This is a genomic window from Parvularcula marina, from assembly GCF_003399445.1.
Taxonomy (GTDB): Bacteria; Pseudomonadota; Alphaproteobacteria; order Caulobacterales; family Parvularculaceae; genus Parvularcula; species Parvularcula marina.
In genome coordinates this window covers 2,828,575-2,844,935 of sequence record NZ_QUQO01000001.1, presented here as the reverse complement: position 1 = coordinate 2,844,935, position 16,361 = coordinate 2,828,575, and the positions used below count along the sequence as shown (strand labels likewise).

19 protein-coding genes, 1 tRNA gene and 1 pseudogene are annotated in these 16,361 nt (G+C 55.9%); 14 read left to right on the top strand and 7 right to left on the bottom strand.

The features are described from left to right. Positions 1-842 precede the first annotated feature (842 nt). Genes DX908_RS13630 through DX908_RS13620 form a run of 3 tightly spaced genes read left to right on the top strand, consistent with a single transcriptional unit; the run spans position 843 to position 4,350 of the window. Entirely contained in the window at positions 843-2,222 is a 1,380-nt protein-coding gene (locus tag DX908_RS13630; protein WP_116392848.1) for a hypothetical protein, read from the top strand. Continuing rightward, positions 2,209-3,099: a hypothetical protein gene (locus DX908_RS13625; protein WP_116392847.1), complete on the top strand. Its 891-nt coding sequence runs from the start codon at positions 2,209-2,211 to the stop codon at positions 3,097-3,099. The genes DX908_RS13630 and DX908_RS13625 overlap by 14 nt, the downstream gene beginning before the upstream one ends. 36 nt (positions 3,100-3,135) lie before the next feature. Continuing rightward, entirely contained in the window at positions 3,136-4,350 is a 1,215-nt protein-coding gene (locus DX908_RS13620) for a J domain-containing protein (protein ID WP_116392846.1), read from the top strand. Positions 4,351-4,355: 5 nt separating this feature from the next. Here DX908_RS13620 and DX908_RS13615 read toward each other — a convergent pair whose 3' ends face one another. Next, positions 4,356-6,014 carry a type IV secretory system conjugative DNA transfer family protein gene (locus DX908_RS13615; protein ID WP_116392845.1) on the bottom strand — a complete coding sequence of 553 codons (1,659 nt, stop codon included), beginning with the start codon at positions 6,012-6,014 and terminating at the stop codon, positions 4,356-4,358. Positions 6,015-6,050: 36 nt separating this feature from the next. Here DX908_RS13615 and DX908_RS13610 point away from each other — a divergent pair, with 36 nt between their 5' ends. The 4 genes and pseudogenes from DX908_RS13610 to DX908_RS16800 all read left to right on the top strand — a co-directional run. Further along, positions 6,051-6,446 carry a hypothetical protein gene (locus tag DX908_RS13610; protein WP_116392844.1) on the top strand — a complete coding sequence of 132 codons (396 nt, stop codon included), beginning with the start codon at positions 6,051-6,053 and terminating at the stop codon, positions 6,444-6,446. Positions 6,447-6,479: 33 nt separating this feature from the next. Next, the gene (locus DX908_RS13605; RefSeq protein WP_116392843.1) at positions 6,480-6,788 is read left to right on the top strand and encodes a hypothetical protein; all 309 of its coding nucleotides are present in this window, start codon (positions 6,480-6,482) and stop codon (positions 6,786-6,788) included. 257 nt (positions 6,789-7,045) lie between these two features. After that, positions 7,046-7,348, top strand: coding sequence for a hypothetical protein (locus DX908_RS13600; RefSeq protein ID WP_147303809.1), 303 nt, complete (start codon positions 7,046-7,048; stop codon positions 7,346-7,348). After that, a pseudogene (locus DX908_RS16800) lies at positions 7,345-8,367 on the top strand (recombinase family protein); the annotation flags it as partial. The gene DX908_RS13600 and the pseudogene DX908_RS16800, both read left to right, overlap by 4 nt. A 529-nt stretch (positions 8,368-8,896) precedes the next feature. On the opposite strand, the gene DX908_RS13585 reads toward DX908_RS16800, so the two are convergent. Together DX908_RS13585 and DX908_RS13580 are read right to left on the bottom strand one after the other, a co-directional pair. Beyond that, positions 8,897-8,973: transfer RNA gene (locus DX908_RS13585), tRNA-Arg, on the bottom strand. A 131-nt stretch (positions 8,974-9,104) separates the two neighbouring features. Further along, a complete protein-coding gene (locus tag DX908_RS13580) occupies positions 9,105-9,986 on the bottom strand; it encodes a DUF924 family protein (protein WP_116392840.1) in 882 nt (293 codons plus the stop codon). A gap of 74 nt (positions 9,987-10,060) precedes the next feature. Here DX908_RS13580 and DX908_RS13575 point away from each other — a divergent pair, with 74 nt between their 5' ends. After that, positions 10,061-10,342, top strand: coding sequence for a DUF2312 domain-containing protein (locus DX908_RS13575; RefSeq protein ID WP_116392839.1), 282 nt, complete (start codon positions 10,061-10,063; stop codon positions 10,340-10,342). A 61-nt stretch (positions 10,343-10,403) separates the two neighbouring features. Then, on the top strand, positions 10,404-10,835 hold the full coding sequence (aroQ, locus tag DX908_RS13570; protein ID WP_116392838.1) for a type II 3-dehydroquinate dehydratase: 432 nt from the start codon (positions 10,404-10,406) through the stop codon (positions 10,833-10,835). An 11-nt stretch (positions 10,836-10,846) separates the two neighbouring features. Here aroQ and DX908_RS13565 read toward each other — a convergent pair whose 3' ends face one another. From DX908_RS13565 to nrdR, 4 genes are read right to left on the bottom strand one after another with little or no spacing between them, the layout of a single operon-like run. After that, entirely contained in the window at positions 10,847-11,857 is a 1,011-nt protein-coding gene (locus tag DX908_RS13565; RefSeq protein WP_116392837.1) for a YeiH family protein, read from the bottom strand. Between the two features lie 19 nt (positions 11,858-11,876). Further along, positions 11,877-12,815, bottom strand: coding sequence for a thiamine-phosphate kinase (thiL, locus tag DX908_RS13560; RefSeq protein ID WP_116392836.1), 939 nt, complete (start codon positions 12,813-12,815; stop codon positions 11,877-11,879). 6 nt (positions 12,816-12,821) lie between these two features. After that, entirely contained in the window at positions 12,822-13,307 is a 486-nt protein-coding gene (gene nusB / locus DX908_RS13555) for a transcription antitermination factor NusB (protein ID WP_116392835.1), read from the bottom strand. 2 nt (positions 13,308-13,309) lie between these two features. Next, on the bottom strand, positions 13,310-13,762 hold the full coding sequence (gene nrdR, locus DX908_RS13550) for a transcriptional regulator NrdR (RefSeq protein ID WP_116392834.1): 453 nt from the start codon (positions 13,760-13,762) through the stop codon (positions 13,310-13,312). Positions 13,763-13,889: 127 nt separating this feature from the next. Between nrdR and DX908_RS13545 the strand changes: the two genes are divergently transcribed. Genes DX908_RS13545 through DX908_RS13525 form a run of 5 tightly spaced genes read left to right on the top strand, consistent with a single transcriptional unit; the run spans position 13,890 to position 16,321 of the window. Beyond that, positions 13,890-14,528: a TetR/AcrR family transcriptional regulator gene (locus DX908_RS13545; RefSeq protein WP_116392833.1), complete on the top strand. Its 639-nt coding sequence runs from the start codon at positions 13,890-13,892 to the stop codon at positions 14,526-14,528. Continuing rightward, positions 14,525-15,004 (top strand): SRPBCC family protein, encoded by a 480-nt coding sequence (locus DX908_RS13540; protein ID WP_116392832.1) that lies wholly within the window; start codon positions 14,525-14,527, stop codon positions 15,002-15,004. The genes DX908_RS13545 and DX908_RS13540 overlap by 4 nt, the downstream gene beginning before the upstream one ends. Positions 15,005-15,017: 13 nt before the next feature. Next, the gene (locus DX908_RS13535) at positions 15,018-15,500 is read left to right on the top strand and encodes a VOC family protein (RefSeq protein ID WP_116392831.1); all 483 of its coding nucleotides are present in this window, start codon (positions 15,018-15,020) and stop codon (positions 15,498-15,500) included. Positions 15,501-15,512: 12 nt separating this feature from the next. Next, on the top strand, positions 15,513-15,860 hold the full coding sequence (locus DX908_RS13530) for a DUF1428 domain-containing protein (protein WP_116392830.1): 348 nt from the start codon (positions 15,513-15,515) through the stop codon (positions 15,858-15,860). A gap of 2 nt (positions 15,861-15,862) precedes the next feature. Further along, on the top strand, positions 15,863-16,321 hold the full coding sequence (locus DX908_RS13525; RefSeq protein WP_116392829.1) for a VOC family protein: 459 nt from the start codon (positions 15,863-15,865) through the stop codon (positions 16,319-16,321). The last annotated feature ends 40 nt before the right edge of the window (positions 16,322-16,361 follow it).

Below are 16,361 nucleotides of genomic sequence, written 5' to 3'. Positions count from 1 at the left end.
TCCTGCCCTACTATACACGAGGCCGATTGAGCCAAGAATACGGCCAAAGCAATTTTTTTGTTGCATTGATGCAACATTATGTTAGCATTTTATGCTAATTATTTTGTCTTGCACAATTTTTGCGTTGGGTAGTTCATGTCTCAGTCCAAGAAAACTCGCCGCCGAAACCTGACTTTCGGCCCTCCGGTTAGAGGTAGCGCGAGTCAGGCATTTGGGGAGACGCGAGTAACAAAAATCCGTTTAAAACAAGATACTAGAGATCGGCTTGATGAGCTCGCCGATGAACGAAATGTGAGCCTCAACCTTCTCATTAATGAGCTACTGGCTTCAGTACTTACATCAGATTTCGATTAAGCTGAAAATTTAGCTATTTTCTGCCAACAATTCAGTAATGACGCCTGTGGGCACTGATATGATCTGCTTGTGCCCGTTAATCTTTGGGAGTACACTCTGGCCCCTAAATGAAGGGAATTGAGCCCGATGGCAGTGCGCCGAAGGGTTGTACCCTTCGGCGCGAGCATAAAACTACCGTTAGGCAGTTCCCTATGATTTGTGGTGAATCACAGGAACATGGCTTTTAGGGACGGTTTTGTCCCCCAGTCAACGCCTTCTATCGGTAAGAACTGAGAGGAAGGCGATGTCAATCGCTCCAATCCGCTGCGGTATCGTGGTCTCCGGCGTGAGCCGGGTGTCCCTTGTCGGACCAGCATGGATAACGCCTTTCCACACATATCTTTACACGTACTTTTTTAGAAGCATCCCCCGACAGCGGGGGCCCTCTAATTTTGCTCTGTGTAATGAATATATTTTCTCATTCTCCAGGCGCACAAGGGGTGAATACGATGGCGCAACGCAGTAGGCTATTCCTGAACCTGATTGGAAGGTTTATTCGATCTAAGGAAGGAAGAGTATCTGTTCCGACCTCGCGATATACCGACCTGCTTATGGATGTGTATGTCGACGGGGATATCCCGACAGATATATTAAAAGTCAGCCAATACTATAAATCCCAACTTGCTGAGATTGACGGTCAACTAAGTTTTAGCCGTTCCGAAGCTGAGGTACTGGCAGCGCAACTAACAGCAAAAACTAAAAACCACAGCCTGACTGATCCCAGATCTGATGAAATGCTCAGCATCGCATCCACAGCGGTAGCCAGATTGTTGGCGGTCACTCAGGAAAGGAACGACGGAACTCGATTTCTTCGGGCGTTTCAACACCAGCATCGAATTGAAAGACCACCTATTGTCCGCGAAGACCCATTGCGGTCAGCATCCATTCTCGCCCTGCTTGCTAGCCTAGAAGGAATAGCAACCGGGATTTTTTTGGCTGGCAATGGTTTTACTGCCGATGTTACTTCCGGCTTGCTCAAGGGATTGATGATTTCGTCCGTAAACGTATCTCTGTCTGCGTTTGCAGGTTTCGTTTTTGGTCGTTCGTGGGATTTTGGAAAACGGGCTAGAACGTCAACGCCACCAATGCGTCGGCGCCGCCGACTAGCTCGCTTAGGCATATTCGCCTGGCTCGTGACAACCGGAGTGATGCATTACCTGACCGCCGTGGTACGAGCTACGGGTGAATTCGAGGCTGTGACCCAATATTTTCTTGATTTCCAGACAGTCTTTGATTCGTACGAAAGCTGGCTCCTTATCTCTTTGGGAATTGTTTTCTCCGGTGCGAGTTTTCTCAAAGGAGTTCACTCCTTTGCAGATCCATACCATCAGTATTCTGAGATATATGCTGCAGCCATGGAACGGCCCATGGTGAAAGCAGCAGAGATCGCCAGAACAGCGCGAGAGGATATTGACGAACTGTTCGATGATATCAGCGACGATAATGAGGGCATGCTGATCGAATGGAATGACGAAGAACTGGAAATGCAAGAAGTACTGAATGAAGCCGCTGAGCTGGAATCGAACTTCGACGCACTTCGGCAAGAAGCTCAAGATGCTCTCAGAGCGGAGTTATCCGAACTATCCGATGATATACGATCAATCCTGCGTCGCGAGTTCACCACTGACGCAATTGATATTGATAAGCTTCTAGATATAGCCCCCAAGGCTTGGACCCCTCCAGACGTCCCACAACCAGGAGCAGCCGCTGCGTGGGCGACAAGTCGCAGAGCTGAATTAGAGCGCGCATATCAAGATGCGAGGGCACGTGTCGAAACTGCGTACACGAAGTTTAATAGTTCAGAGGAGAAATCAGATGACAAGGAGTAACCGATCTTCGCGGTCGAGCCGCCGCCCTCGCCGCCGTCCCAGAAGAAACAAATTCGATATCAAGAAATACGGCTCGATCGCCGGCGTCATTATTATCGTAGGCGGCCTCCTTGGGTGGACGGCCCTGCGACCAAAAACTGCGAAGATAGATGAAGCATTGTGTGTTGATGGAACCCACACTGCCGAAACTGTCGTAATGGCGGACGTTTCCAACCCGAAATGGAGCATATCACAGCACCGGGCCATCCTGAACCGGCTTGAAGAAATCATCGATCAGCTTCGTGTCGGCGAACGCCTAGTGGTCTATACCACACATGGAGATCACCTCGCGTCGGTGCCACGGCCGGTATTTACCATGTGTCGTCCCCCACGGAGCGCTGCTGAGGCGTCCCAGATGGGAACGAAGATCCGCGGCAGTGACGTTTATCTTGAGCGTCTATACGAAGATGAGTTCCTTACACCGACGAGCGACGCGTTAGAACGAGTCTTCGGATGGTCGAGTGAAGACGCACCGGATGATGTGTCCCACAGCCCCATACTTGAGCAAATTTCCGGAGTTTCACGAAAGAACGATTTCAACTCCGCCCCCACACGTCTGATTATCGTGTCAGACTTTGTTCAAAATTCGGATCTTGCCCAGTTCTGCGTAGTAAAGGGTGACATGCCGAGCTTTGCGACGTTCGCGGAACGGTCCGGCTACAGTGCCATCGCCCCGGGGGATCTGTCTGATGTTCATGTTGAACTCATGATGCTTCTCCGCCCAGGCTACGGCCCGTTTTGCACTGGGTCGGATGAGATTTGGCGATTCTTCCGCGACTATTTCACTACGAACGGAGCGAGTGCTGTCGAGCGCCGAACACTGCAGTATCGCAACTGACGCCTCGGGCAGCAATATCAGATCGGAGATGACGCGATGGATCAGGAACACACTTTCGCCGGGGTAGCGAAAATGGTGATCGGGTTTCTGATTGCGCATTTCATCCTAGTAAGAACTATTTATCTCAACCTCGAGACAGCGGGTATGCTGGCCGGCATTGCTGTTGGTCTATTGGCCATCCTTGCCTTCGTACGAAGTATCGGGGTCGTCGGCTCGTCCATTGGTGGTAAAGATCTAAAATGGCGTCAGATCCCTCTCCCCGTCCGGCTCGTCGCCTATCTCTTCCGGGTCATGGCGGGCATCGCTTTGGCCGTCTTCATCGGCCGCTTCCTTTGGCTCTATGTCCCCGCGGTGCTGCAACTCGTCTATGGTGACGTCGTGGAGGTCGATCTGTTGGTGATCACGGCGGATTCCATTAATTGGATGACTCTTCAGGCCTTGAACAACATCGACGATGTCACCCTTTCGTCGCTTCCCACTGCCGGTGAATGGGGCGGTATATCCGATCTTTTTTCTTCATCGATAGTGACGACAGTGATGGTTGAGAGCTTCTGGATCGTCTGGACGATGCAGATGATCGCTTCTCTGTGGGTTCTGTCCAATAGGGATGATCGACATCGATTCTGGCAGTCATTCGGCAAGCTCGGGATCGTCGAGCACAGAGCCAAGTTTGTTTTCTACACCTTGCAGCTCACCTCGATTTGCTTCGCTGTTTTGCGCCAATGGGAAACCTCGCTGATCGCCTCGCTTGTCGCAGCCGCAGTCGGATGTACCATTCTACTTCTTCCGCAGATGACCGGCATGTTCCTCTGGTTCGCCGAAGAGGTGGTTCATCTCGACTTCGGCAAGCTTCTCTCCAGAATACCTAAATTCCTCTTCGGTAAGTACAGTTGGCCCTTTATCGCGGGTAGCAAGTCTAAGCAACGTACCAGGAGTAACCGTCATGAAGAGTACCGGGAGTACAATCATCATGAGCAAAGACAAAAAACTTACAGACAAACTGGTGGCGACCGCCACAATGACCGTAAGGACTGGACTTCGCAAAACAGCCCTCCGGATGATGGGGACAGCACCTATCACAGAGCCCTCGCAATTCTTGGTTTAGAGGAAGGTGGTTTCACGAAAGAGGAAGCCCGTGCCCAGTGGAAAAAATTAATGGCGCGAACTCATCCCGATCAGGGCGGAACAGACGAACTCGCCAAGCAAATCAATGCTGCTTGGCAACTCATTAAAACGAGGCATGCGTGGTGAGAGGCTCAGGGCGCGACCGCAGGATAGGCGTCGCCCACGTCCCATTTGTCGTGAAAGAACCGATCCTGATCGTAATTTGTTCTGAGCGATACGATTGGAGGCGCACCGGCGAGAAGTACCATTTGCAGACCACTCTCCCGCGAGAAGTGTCGACGAATTTCATCAGTAGTCATCAACGGTGTCTTCGTACGTTGCAACTGATCAGCCGTCGTTCTCGCATGTGCAGTCGACCTATTGGTCGTCCCGCCACTCTCACGCCGCTGCTTAGCCTTTTCCGATGCAGAAATGTCTCCGATCGTTTCGGTCATGGAATCGGATATAGATCGATTCACTGTCTCGATCTCGATCTCACCAAGACGTTTGGAGAGATGTTCCAGCGTCGTCAGGTCAGTGTTGCCGAACGCGATGATAGTCCCAGCATTTCCAAGAAAAGTCTCCCAGCTATCCTTGTAATGACGTTTCAATTGCGACAGGTCTTGTATCACGGTCAGCATTTTCAGGTCATAGCCAGCCATGTAGCCAGCGGATGTTTCGAGGATTTTGAGATACCCGAGTACAGAAAATTCATCGAGGACCATCAACACGGGCCGGTCTTTTGGGAGTTTTTTATCAACAGCTTCCATCCGGGTAACCGTCAACGTGATCAGCATACGAAGCCAACGGTTATGGGTCGCCATGTAACGCTGAGGCAAAACGAGATAGACTGTGAGGCCCCTGGCGTCAGTCTTCAACTCATCCAGCTTCCAGTCATTCTCACCCGAAATACACGCCTGTATACCCGGACTGTCGAGAAACTTCAGATTCCTGTTGACAGTCGACATCACCGAACCAAACTCATTGGACCCCATATTTATCAGATTGCTGACGGCTCCTCCGATAATGTCGCCGACCGGCGTGCCATCATAGGCACGCTTCTCCATCCGCTCCATCAGACGGAAAAAAGGGCTAAGTTCCGTATCATCCTTATCCAGAACACCAGAATCCGGCGGCGCCAAGACGGCGGGATCCGTCCCCTGGATCAGTCTCTTTACTGTCACGAGACTTCGCCGGTCCACAAATTCCGGATCGGTGGCCACCAACAACTCGACGGCCTGGATGAGGGACCGGCAGGTGTCATCCCAGTGAGCGTCTTTGTCGGAACCGCGCAGTACGATAGCGTCGGCGATCAATTCAGCGATCTCACATGCCTCGGGGTCACTTTCCTTGATCATGTCGAGTGGGTTGAACTTCGCAAGATAGTCATCGGCACCTTTGCTCACGCCGAAAGGGTCGAGGACTTTCACGTTTTGTCCGAGTCCGGAAATCCGGCTCGTGCCGTAGCCACGCCGGGCGGCCGTCAAACCGACGCTTTCACCCTTCGGATCGACAATGATTGCACTGCCTTTGTGCAAGCAGAGGTTAGGAACGATACAAGACCGCCCTTTCCCTGCGCGCGACCCTGCGATCAACATCGAATGTCGATCATCCGTCACAGCGATCGGTTCGCCGGAAGCTGGCGATCGCCCTACCCAAAATCCCGCGTCCGCATAACGGAGTCGACCACTGCGAATTGCAGCTTCGGTCTCGTATGGTCCCATCCATCGTGCCGTGGCTTGGACTGTATGTCCTTCAGGCAGATCACGCTCTTCATCCTCATAACCACGCGGCAGTGTCACTTCGTGCATGCCCGCCCCCTTCACTAGCAACGGAAAGGATTCAGTATGACATCGTCGAACTCCACCGGAAACGGTGGCCGATCTTCCGGCGAAGGAATCCCATCCGGTGGCGACGGTACTAACACCGGAAAATCCCTCAAGACCAATACGGATAGGGCCTACACGCCGCCTGAAACCGCCCGAACCGGCATGGCGCCGAAAGGGATGATTGGGACGGAAAAGTCGGTCGCAAAGATGCTACCCCTGACAGCAGTAAAAATACGCGAGGCCCAGAGAAAAGTCGCCCAAGAGAAAGAACGCGATGCGATCAAGGCAGAACAGAAAGGTCGGTTTTATGGTGACAAAACCAGAAAAAGCCTACTTCAACACGACTTCAAGAGGGCCAAAGGACGTGGCAGCTTAAGACCTGTATTCAACAAAGGGGCTGGACGTGAGAGATAGCATTTTTTATCCGTATGCTGTATAATAATGAGCATGGACTATGACTCTATTCTGAAGCTTGAGAAACTCCGGGCAGAAGAGGCCGCCGTTGAGGAGTGTCTTGTCACCGAGTATCGAAGGCTCACTCTCGAGGATAGAGAAATCGGCTTACGCCTCAACCGCAACATTTGGCGCACCTACGATCACATGATCTCAGAAGGCATGGCGACGCCCGGCCTTCTCCTTTCACTAGCTAGGAATGAATACTCGGCCCGGCAATGTCATCCTGATTTGGCGAGTCTGTCTCTAGAGGAGAGCTTCAGCATTTGCTTGCAATTCTACGCAGAGCTTTGGGATAAATAACATCCTTACACTGATTTATTATTTAAGTGTGACATCTTTACAATTCAGATGAAATAAAACCCGCGAGGTGCTTATTTCCATAGAATTCACCAAGACTATCCCCGCTTTAATCGATAGAATATTTGGAGGATCAACACCATTTTAGGATCTATATATCAGTATAGGAATCTTTTCCTGTACTTTTTCGGATTTCTGGTATAAGCTGGTGTGGTTTTTGTCCCGCAATCAGGCGGGCAGAAGAGAGCAAGGAAGGTATCTTGAGCGACAAGCCACGGACAGACGGAACCCCTGAGACAGCACAGTTGCGGCCTCCGACCTTGGCGCTTGAGCGATACCGGCCTTACCTTGAAGACTCCGGCCTCACCGATGATGAAGCTGACGAGCTCTTGACTGCGCTCTGGAATGTCATGGTGCAGTTCGTCGATCTCGGTTTCGATGTGCGTTCCGTCCACAGATATCTTGGAATGCCAATCGGATTTGCGGGCGATGAGTCCGGCGAGATGGTATTATCGGATGATCCCAATGAAAATCTGACGTCTGAGGAGGAGCGCGCGCCATGAAAGCCGAAACTGCCACCAATAGCCTGACCGAGGCTGTCATTTATGCGCGCGTCTCCAACGTCAAACAGACAACGCAAGGCTCAGGGCTCGCCTCACAAGAAACGCGCTGCCGGGAATATGCCCGCTATCGCGGCCTTGAGGTGGTGCAGGTCTTCACCGACGATATGTCGGGAAGCCTCACCACCCGCCCCGGCATGGTGGAAATGCTCGGCTTCCTGCGCGCCCATCGCGGCCAACCTCATGCGGTGATCGTCGATGATATCTCGCGGCTGGCTCGCGGGCTTGAAGCGCATTTGCAGCTTCGCGCCGCCATCGCCACGGCGGGCGGGGTATTACAAAGCCCCTCCATTGAGTTCGGCGAGGACAGCGACTCCCAGCTTGTCGAGAACCTGCTGGCGTCCGTCTCGCAGCACCAGCGCCAGAAGAATGCCGAGCAGACCAAGAACCGGATGCGCGCCCGCACCATGAACGGCTATTGGGTGTTTCATCCTCCGTATGGGTACAAATTTGAGCGGCGCGGCGGAGAAGGCAAGGTGATGGTGCGCGACGAACCGCTCGCCTCCATTGTCGAGGAAGCCTTGCAGGGTTTCGCGTCCGGGAGGTTTGAAACGCAATCGGAAGTGAAGCGCTTTCTCGAACGCCAGCCCGCCTTCCCGAAAGACCGGCCTAATGGCGAGATCAGCTTTCAGCGGGTGACGAACCTACTCACCCGCTCGCTTTATGCCGGGTACATCGAAGTGCCGAACTGGAAAGTCTCCTTGCGCGAAGGCCGCCATGACGGGCTGATCGACTATCAGACCTTCCAGCGCATTCAGCAGCGCCTCAAGGACGGCAGCAAAGCGCCCTACCGCAAAGACCTCAGCGAAGACTTCCCGCTGCGGGGGTTCGTCACCTGCGCCGATTGCGGCAAGCCGATGACCTCAAGCTGGTCAACCGGCTACAAAGGCGTGAAGCACCCTTACTATATGTGCTTCGGCAAAGGCTGCCCGAGCTACCGCAAATCGATCCGCCGCGATGAACTCGAAGGGGATTTCGACGCGCTGCTAGGGACTCTCCAGCCGACCGTGAAGCTCACCAAGATCGCCCGCATCATGTTTGCCGACATCTGGGAGCACCAGCTTGCACAGGCCAAAGAGATTGGAGCGCAGCTCAAGCGCGAAATCGCCAAGGTAGAGAGACAGATTACCGGCCTGCTCGATAGGATCGTGGAAGCTTCAAGTCCGTCCGTCGTCACCGCCTATGAAAGGCGTATTCATCAGCTTGAGGAGCAAAAGCTTGTTCTTGCGGAACAGGCCCGCGATAGCCGCAAGCCTGCAAAGCCCTTCGAGGAGACTTTTCGAATGGCCATGCACTTCCTCGCAAACCCGCAAGAAATCTGGCGTTCGGGTGATACCGCCTCCAAGCGGCTGGTGCTCAGATTGGGCTTCCAGAAGAAGATTCCGTATAAGCGGAATGAAGGTTTTCGAACGGTCTGCCCAGCCGTTCCCTTCCAGTTAATTCAAGGGCTTAACCAGAATCCGAAAGGTGAATCTATGTCATTTGAGAAAATGGCGCACCGGGGAGGATTCGAACCCCCGACCCCCAGATTCGTAGTCTGGTGCTCTATCCAGCTGAGCTACCGGTGCAGCGCGGGAAGGCCGCTTATGGACAAAGCGTTTCTCGAAAGCAAGCAGGACTTTCGCTCATGCCACTCATTTTTCTCAACCCCAGAAAACAGTCGCGCAGCGCCCTGTCCTGCCCCCGAGCGGCGCCACTTTCATGAAGTGATACCGCGCGCCTCGTAGCGGCCGGGGAACCGGCCATGCTGGTGAAAGGTCTTTCTGTGGCCGAGCGCGTAGCTGACATTCGTGCTGCCTGGCAGGCGGCTCATGAAAAGATCCACTGAGCGGTTCTGAAGGTCCATGTCCTCGGCATGCATGAAGGGCAGATAGGCAAAGGCCCGCTCATCGGGGCTCAGCGCCAGATCCCAGCCTTTCTCGACCAAGCGCGCGGCGATCCCTTGCGCCTTTTCATCCTGCGCGAAGGCCTCGGCCTTGCCGCGAAAGAGATTGCGGGAGAACTGGTCGAGCAGGATCAGGAGCGCCAGCGTGCCGCGCGGGGTTTCCTGCCAGTCATCCAGCGCCCCCCTCGCCGCTTCGTCAAACAGCGCCCCGAACCGCGCCGCAATCGCCGCATCAAGTTCCGGATCGACCCTGAAATGCAGCTCAGACGGGGTTTCCTCCAGCCAGAAGGTCAGAACCTCCTCCGCCTCGGCAGGCACCGCCGGCAGGGAAAGCGTTTCAACATCGATATAGGCATCATTATAGGCGATCATGCCCGAGATCTCGGCGACGAGATCCTTTGCAGAATAATAGGTCCAGGCGGCCTTTGGCGCGCCGTCGGCGGTGTAGTAGTTCGCCTCGCCCTTCCACGGACAGGTGGTCGTGCCCTCCACAGGCAGATGAGCTGTGGGGTGGATATTTTCGGCAGGGAAATAGAGGACGTCCGGATAGCTGCCCTCTTTTAACAGCCGTGCGGCAGTGCTGGCCGCAACGATCGATTTGCCCTTGCGGGCGATGGCCAGCCCCTCAACGGCATGCAGCTCCATAACCGGCGCGGCCGAGCCTTCAGTGGTGGGGGGGCGTCTGAACAGCCGCATGGGGATAACTCCGGTTTGCGAAGACGGGATGTGTGGGCTTTGTTTCGTTTTTCAATTCCCGGGATAAATGCACCATGGCCGATGGATCACAAAGCTTTGACGACACCTCTTCCTCCTCGACGGATATCGTCGCGGCCGACCGGCTGCGGCTGTTCATCGAACGGATCGAGCGCCTCGAAGAAGACAAGAAGGCGATCATGGAAGACATCAAGGAGGTCTTCGCCGAGGCCAAGGGCGAAGGCTATGACACCAAGATCATGCGTCAGGTGATCCGCCTGCGGAAAATGGAGAACCATGACCGCCAGGAAATGGAGACCCTGCTTGACCTTTACCTGACGGCGCTGGGCGAGCGCTGAGCCCCGGATTGCCATTCGGCGCGGGCTCGCCGATGATAGCGCGCAGCGAGGATATGACCCCATGCGCATCGACATTCTGAACGGCCCCAACCTCAACCTGCTCGGCACGCGCGAGCCGGAAATCTATGGCTCCATGACGCTCGCAGAAATCGCCGAGATGGTGAAGGAGCATGCGGGCGAGAGCCACCAGATCATCTTTGAGCAAACCAACAGCGAAGGCACGCTGGTCGATCTGATCCAGCGAGCGGGTCGCGAGGCCGACGGGCTGATCCTGAATGCGGCGAGCTACACGCATACGTCGATCGCGGTGCATGATGCGCTCAAAGCCGTGGCGGTGCCGAAGGTTGAGGTGCATCTCTCCAACCCGCTGGCGCGGGAGGAATTCCGGCACCATTCCTATGTCAGCCCGGTCGTGAATGTCGTCATCGCGGGCGCGGGACCAGAGGGCTATCGGCTGGCCGTCACCGCGCTCATCAATATGACGGGCAGCTAAGCCCCTCCCCTTTATTCGGGGATGAAAAGCGCAACGACCCCGATTGCCATCACCAGCAGGAAGAGCGTTTCGAGCACGACCATGCCGATATGCTTGCCGCCGAGCGAGAGCATGGCCTTCATCGAGGTTTTCATGCCGAGCGCGGCGATGGCCGCGACCAGCAGCCATTGCGACAGCGCACGGATCGCCTCGACGGCAAAGCCCGGCAGGATCCCGAGACTGTTGACCAGCAGGACGATGCCGAAGGAGATCGCAAACCACGGCATGGGCGCCTTTGCCGTTTCGTCCGTCCCCCTCCTTAAATAAAGGGAGAAGGCAATGATGACGACCGGCAGCATGGCGACGCGCATCATCTTCACATAGGTCGCCACATTGCCCGCCTCGTCCGAGATCGCATAGCCTGCGCCGACGACCTGAGCGACATCATGAATGGTCGCGCCGATCAGGATGCCGCTCTGCACATCAGAGAAGCCAAGATTGGTGAAGATGATCGGATAGGCAATCATCGCCAGCGTCGAGAGAGTCGTCACCGCAATCACGGTGAAGAGCGTGTTGCGCTGGGAGACCTCCGTTTTGGGCAGGACCGCCGAGAGCGCAAGCGCGGCGGATGCGCCGCAGATGGCCACAGCCCCGCCGGTGAGAAACCCAAAACCGATGGGCCGGTCCATGAGACGCGCAAGCAGCGCACCAAGAGCAATCGTCAGGACAATGAAGATAGGGATCGAGATCAGCGGTACGGCGCCGACACTCATGATCTGATCAAAGGTCACGCGCACGCCAAGGCAGGCGACCCCGATCTTGAGAAGCCGGCTGGAGGTGAACTGGATCCCTGCGGCGCAGCGATTGTCTTCTGAGAGAAAATTGAACGCCATGCCGAGCAGAAGCGCCATCAGCATGACGGGGGCATTGTAATGCTCCGAGATGAACATCGACGCTGCCGCGACTGTGAACGCTATCAGGACGCCGGGGCCAAGGGCCCCGAATGCCTTACCCAGCCTGTCCCGGAGCGCCAGCGCCGTCATGATCTATGTCCCCGCCCCGTCAGAAATGCGAAAAGCCGCCTCGACCCAGAACCTGCCAGTCCGCGGCATGAATGAAAGCCGCAGGCTCCCCTTCAACAGCCCCGCCGATTACGGTCAAGCGGCAATTGGCGGCTTCCGCTTCTTCCATCAGTTGACGGACATTATCGGATGGGACGGTAAGTAGCGTCTGGTAATCATCGCCGCCTGTCACAAGCTGACCGCGCTCCCCGCCGCCCTTGATCCAGCGCGCCGCATCCTCGGACCAGGGAAGCTGATCGCCTTCAATCTTCAGCCGGACACCGCTCGCCTTTGCCAGATGCCCAGCATCAGCGAGCAGGCCGTCAGAGATATCAATCGCGGCACTCGCCCATTGCGCAATGGCAGGCGCAATGGGCGCCGGGGGTTGGGGCGCAAGATAGGCATCAATTGCGCCAGAATAATCCGTCCACCCATTAAGGAGTGCCTCGAGGCCCAGCCAACCATCGCCAATCGTGCCCGTGACAAGGAGCGCATCGCCCGGCTTAGCCCCGTCGCGGCGGACCATGCCGCGCGGGCCGGGCTGGCCGGTCATGGTGATACTGACCGTCAGCGGCGCACCCGCAAGCCGGTGGCGTGTCGTATCGCCCCCCAGTAATGAGAGCCCATAGGCAGTCATGTCCGCTGACAGCCCGTCACAGAAATCGGCGATCTCGACCTCTTTCACATCTGACGGCCAGACGAACCCGAGAAAGACGCCGTCCGGGGCGGCCCCCTTTGCCACAATATCGGAGATATTGGCGCGCAAGCATTTCCTGGCTGCAGAGGCCCAGCCATCATCCGTACGAAAATGAACGCCGTCGACCAAAAGGTCCTTGGTGATGACGGCCCCGTGATGGAACGCTGCATCATCTTTGAGCCCAAACGCCCCCTCCCCCGCCAATGGCGCGAGATATCGGGCGATCAGCTCGAATTCATCCATGGAAGGTCAGCTGACCTCGTCCGCCCGGATCTCCCGCGCGGATGCATCGAGCACGCCATTGATGAAGCGCGGCTCGGTCTGGCCACTGTCAAAGAAGCTGTTCGCGATCTCGACATATTCGTCGACGGTCGCGCGCCAGGGGATGTCCGGCCGGCGGATCAGCTCGAAAATCCCGCAGCGCAGGATCGAGCGCGCCGTCGCATCGAGCCGCTTGAGCGTCCAGCCTTCTGACAGATGTTTCTGGATGAAGGGGTCGATGCCGCGCTGGTTCTCGACCACGCCGCGGACGGTCTCGGCAAAGAACTCCGCATCCGCATCACGCAGCAATGAGCCTTCCATCTCCCCGCCCAGGCGGAAGGACTGGAATTCACGGATCACGGCTTCGACACCGATCGCGGAATGTTCCATCTGATAAAGGGCCTGAACCGCGGCAAGACGCGCCATGGTGCGCGCTTCAACCGCGCGGCCCCGAATTTCTGTGGTGCCGGACATACTCACTCGGCCTCCATCGACCCTAAAAACGCTTCGAAATCTTTTGCTTCCCGGAAGTTCCGGTAGACGCTCGCATATCGCACATAGGCCACATCATCGACCTTTTGCAGCGCCGCCATGGCATACTCGCCCACTTTGCGCGAGGTTATTTCCGCCTCGCCCAACGCTTCGAGATCGCGGACAATGCTGGAGACCACTCTTTCGATGGTTTCCGCGTCGATATCCCGCTTGCGCGTGGCGATGCTGATCGAGCGATGCAGTTTCTCGCGGTCAAAGGGCACTTTCTTGCCCGAGGACTTCACGATGGTGAGTTCACGAAGCTGGACACGCTCAAACGTCGTGAAGCGGGCCCCGCAATCACTGCATTGGCGGCGACGGCGGATGGCCGCCCCCTCCTCTGCAGGACGGGAATCCTTCACTTGCGTGTCTTCACTTGTGCAAAACGGGCATCGCATGATCGAGCGCCTTTAGTCGGTCTTTGCCAGAGATACCAGATATTGTGGCTGTTTTGGTTTAGCCGCCCACAGGGCGCTCTGCTTTTCCTCGCTAGACAACATACCAACTGGTTGGTATTGAGACGGCATGAGTGCAACAGCAACATCCAAGCGGCGAGTGACGGCAAAGGACAAATTGCTGGAGGCGGCGCTGACCCTGATCCGGCAAAAGGGGTATTCGGCGACCACGGTCGATGATCTCTGCGCGGCAGCAGGCGTTACCAAGGGCGCGTTCTTCCATCACTTTGACAGCAAGGAAGCGCTGGGCGTCGCCGCAGCCGAGTTCTGGTCGGAGATGACGGGCGGGCTTTTCGCGGGCGCGCCCTATCACGAGCCCGCTGATCCGCTGGAGCGGTTCCTTGCCTATATCGATTTCCGCCTCGAGATCCTCGAAGGCGAGCTGCACGAATTTACCTGTCTCGTTGGAACCATGGCCCAAGAGGTCTACGGACAATCTGAAGCGATCACCCGCGCCTGTGGCGACAGCATCACGGGCCATGCCCAAACCCTTGAAGCCGATATCAGGGCGGCGATGACCGACCGCGGAATGAAGGCCGATTGGACGCCAAAGAGCCTCGCCCTTCACACACAAGCCGTTCTTCAGGGGGCGTTCATTCTCGCCAAGGCGACAGGCGATGCGGATATCGCCCGCGATATGGTCAGCCACCTTCGGCGTTACGTCGAAATTCTCTTCTCACAACAAAAATCAAAGGGAGACACCAGATGACAGTGACATTCAGGCAGGAAGCGCCTCTGACCCTCGTCATTGAACGGATCATTGATGCACCGCGCCATATCGTCTGGCGCTGCTGGACGGAGGCAGAGCTACTCAAGCGATGGTACTGCCCCAAGCCCTGGCATGTGCCCGAAGCCGATTTTGACCTGCGCCCCGGAGGACGGATGAATACCATCATGGCAAGCCCGAATGGTGAGCGGCACGAGAATTTCGGCATCTGGCTGGAGATCGTGCCCGAAGAGCGCCTCGTCTTCACCGATGCCTACCGCGAAGGTTTCATGCCGGCTCCTAGCCATTTCATGACTGGTTTTGTGGAGCTGTCGGATATGGATGATGGCGGCACGAAAATGATCTGGGGCGCACGTCACAATGAAGAGGCAACGATGAAAACGCATCTCGAGATGGGATTTGAAGATGGCTGGAAAGCCGCTTCCGCCCAACTTGATGAGCTGGCTCGGCAAGTCTGAATGGAAGAGAGGCATGTCCGATCTCGTCAACTGCCTGTGGTATGACCACGGCGAAGCCCGCAAGGCCGCAGAATTCTACGCCGCGACCTTTCCGAACAGCAGCGTTGAGCGCATCAATTACGCGCCCAGCGATTTCCCCGACGGTCGGGCCGACAGTGAGCTGACGGTCGAATTTACCGTACTCGGCAGGAAATTCCTCGGCCTGAATGGTGGCCCGACTTTCAAACCAAATGAAGCGGTCAGCTTTATGGTCCTGACTGAAGATCAGGAAGAAACCGACCGCTACTGGAACGCCATTGTCAGCAATGGCGGGCAGGAAAGCCAGTGCGGCTGGTGCAAGGACCAATGGGGGCATTCATGGCAGATCACCCCGAAGATCCTCATGGAACTGACGACCAGCACGGATCGCAACAAAGCCCAGCGCGCTTTTGAAGCGATGATGACCATGCAGAAAATTGACATTGCGGCTCTCGAAGCGGCCGTCCGCAACTCATAAAGGAGAGAAAATATGACCTACTACGATTTGTTCCTTGCCCCGGTACCGTCCGGGAACAAAGAAAAATATCTCGACTTCGCCAAGACGATGGATCCCATCTTCAAGGAATATGGCGCCCTGTCCGTGACAGATTGCTGGGGCAGCGACGTGCCGGAAGGTCAAGTGAACTCGCTTCACACGGCCGTGTTGAGAGAAGAAGGCGAGGAAGTCGTCTTCGGTTTCATCAAATGGGAAAGCAAGGTCGCCCGTGACGCCGGATGGGAGAAGGCGATGGCGGACGAACGCATGGCCGGGGGCGAGATGCCTTTTGATGGTAAGCGGATGATCTTTGGTGGCTTTGATCAGATCTTCGAGATCTGATCATGGAATTTTCATCAAAGCTCCGCACCTGCCTGTGGGTGAAGGATCAGGCCAAGGAGCTGGCAGAGTTCTACACTTCCCTGTTGCCAGACAGCAAAATCGATGCGGTCTATGACGGTATGCCGGGGATTGTCGAATTCACCCTGAGCGGCGCGCCCTTCATGGTGATGAACATGAATGATGGCCGCTTTCCGGCCAGCGCCGCAACGTCCATTTCTGTACTGACAGAAGATCAGGAAGAGACAGACCGGTTATGGTCGACCCTCATCGCTGATGGCGGCGAAGAGAGCATGTGCGGCTGGCTGAAAGACAGATATGGCTTTAGCTGGCAGATCGTCCCAAAAGCCCTGCCCCGCCTGCTGCATGCTGGTGATGCGGCTCAGGCACAACGGGTCGGCGGTGCCCTCATGGCGATGAAGAAGATCGACATTGCCGGACTGGAAGCCGCCGCAACTGGATAAAAGGATGGGCGGTTGCCATCTCCGGCAATCGCCCTCCTCA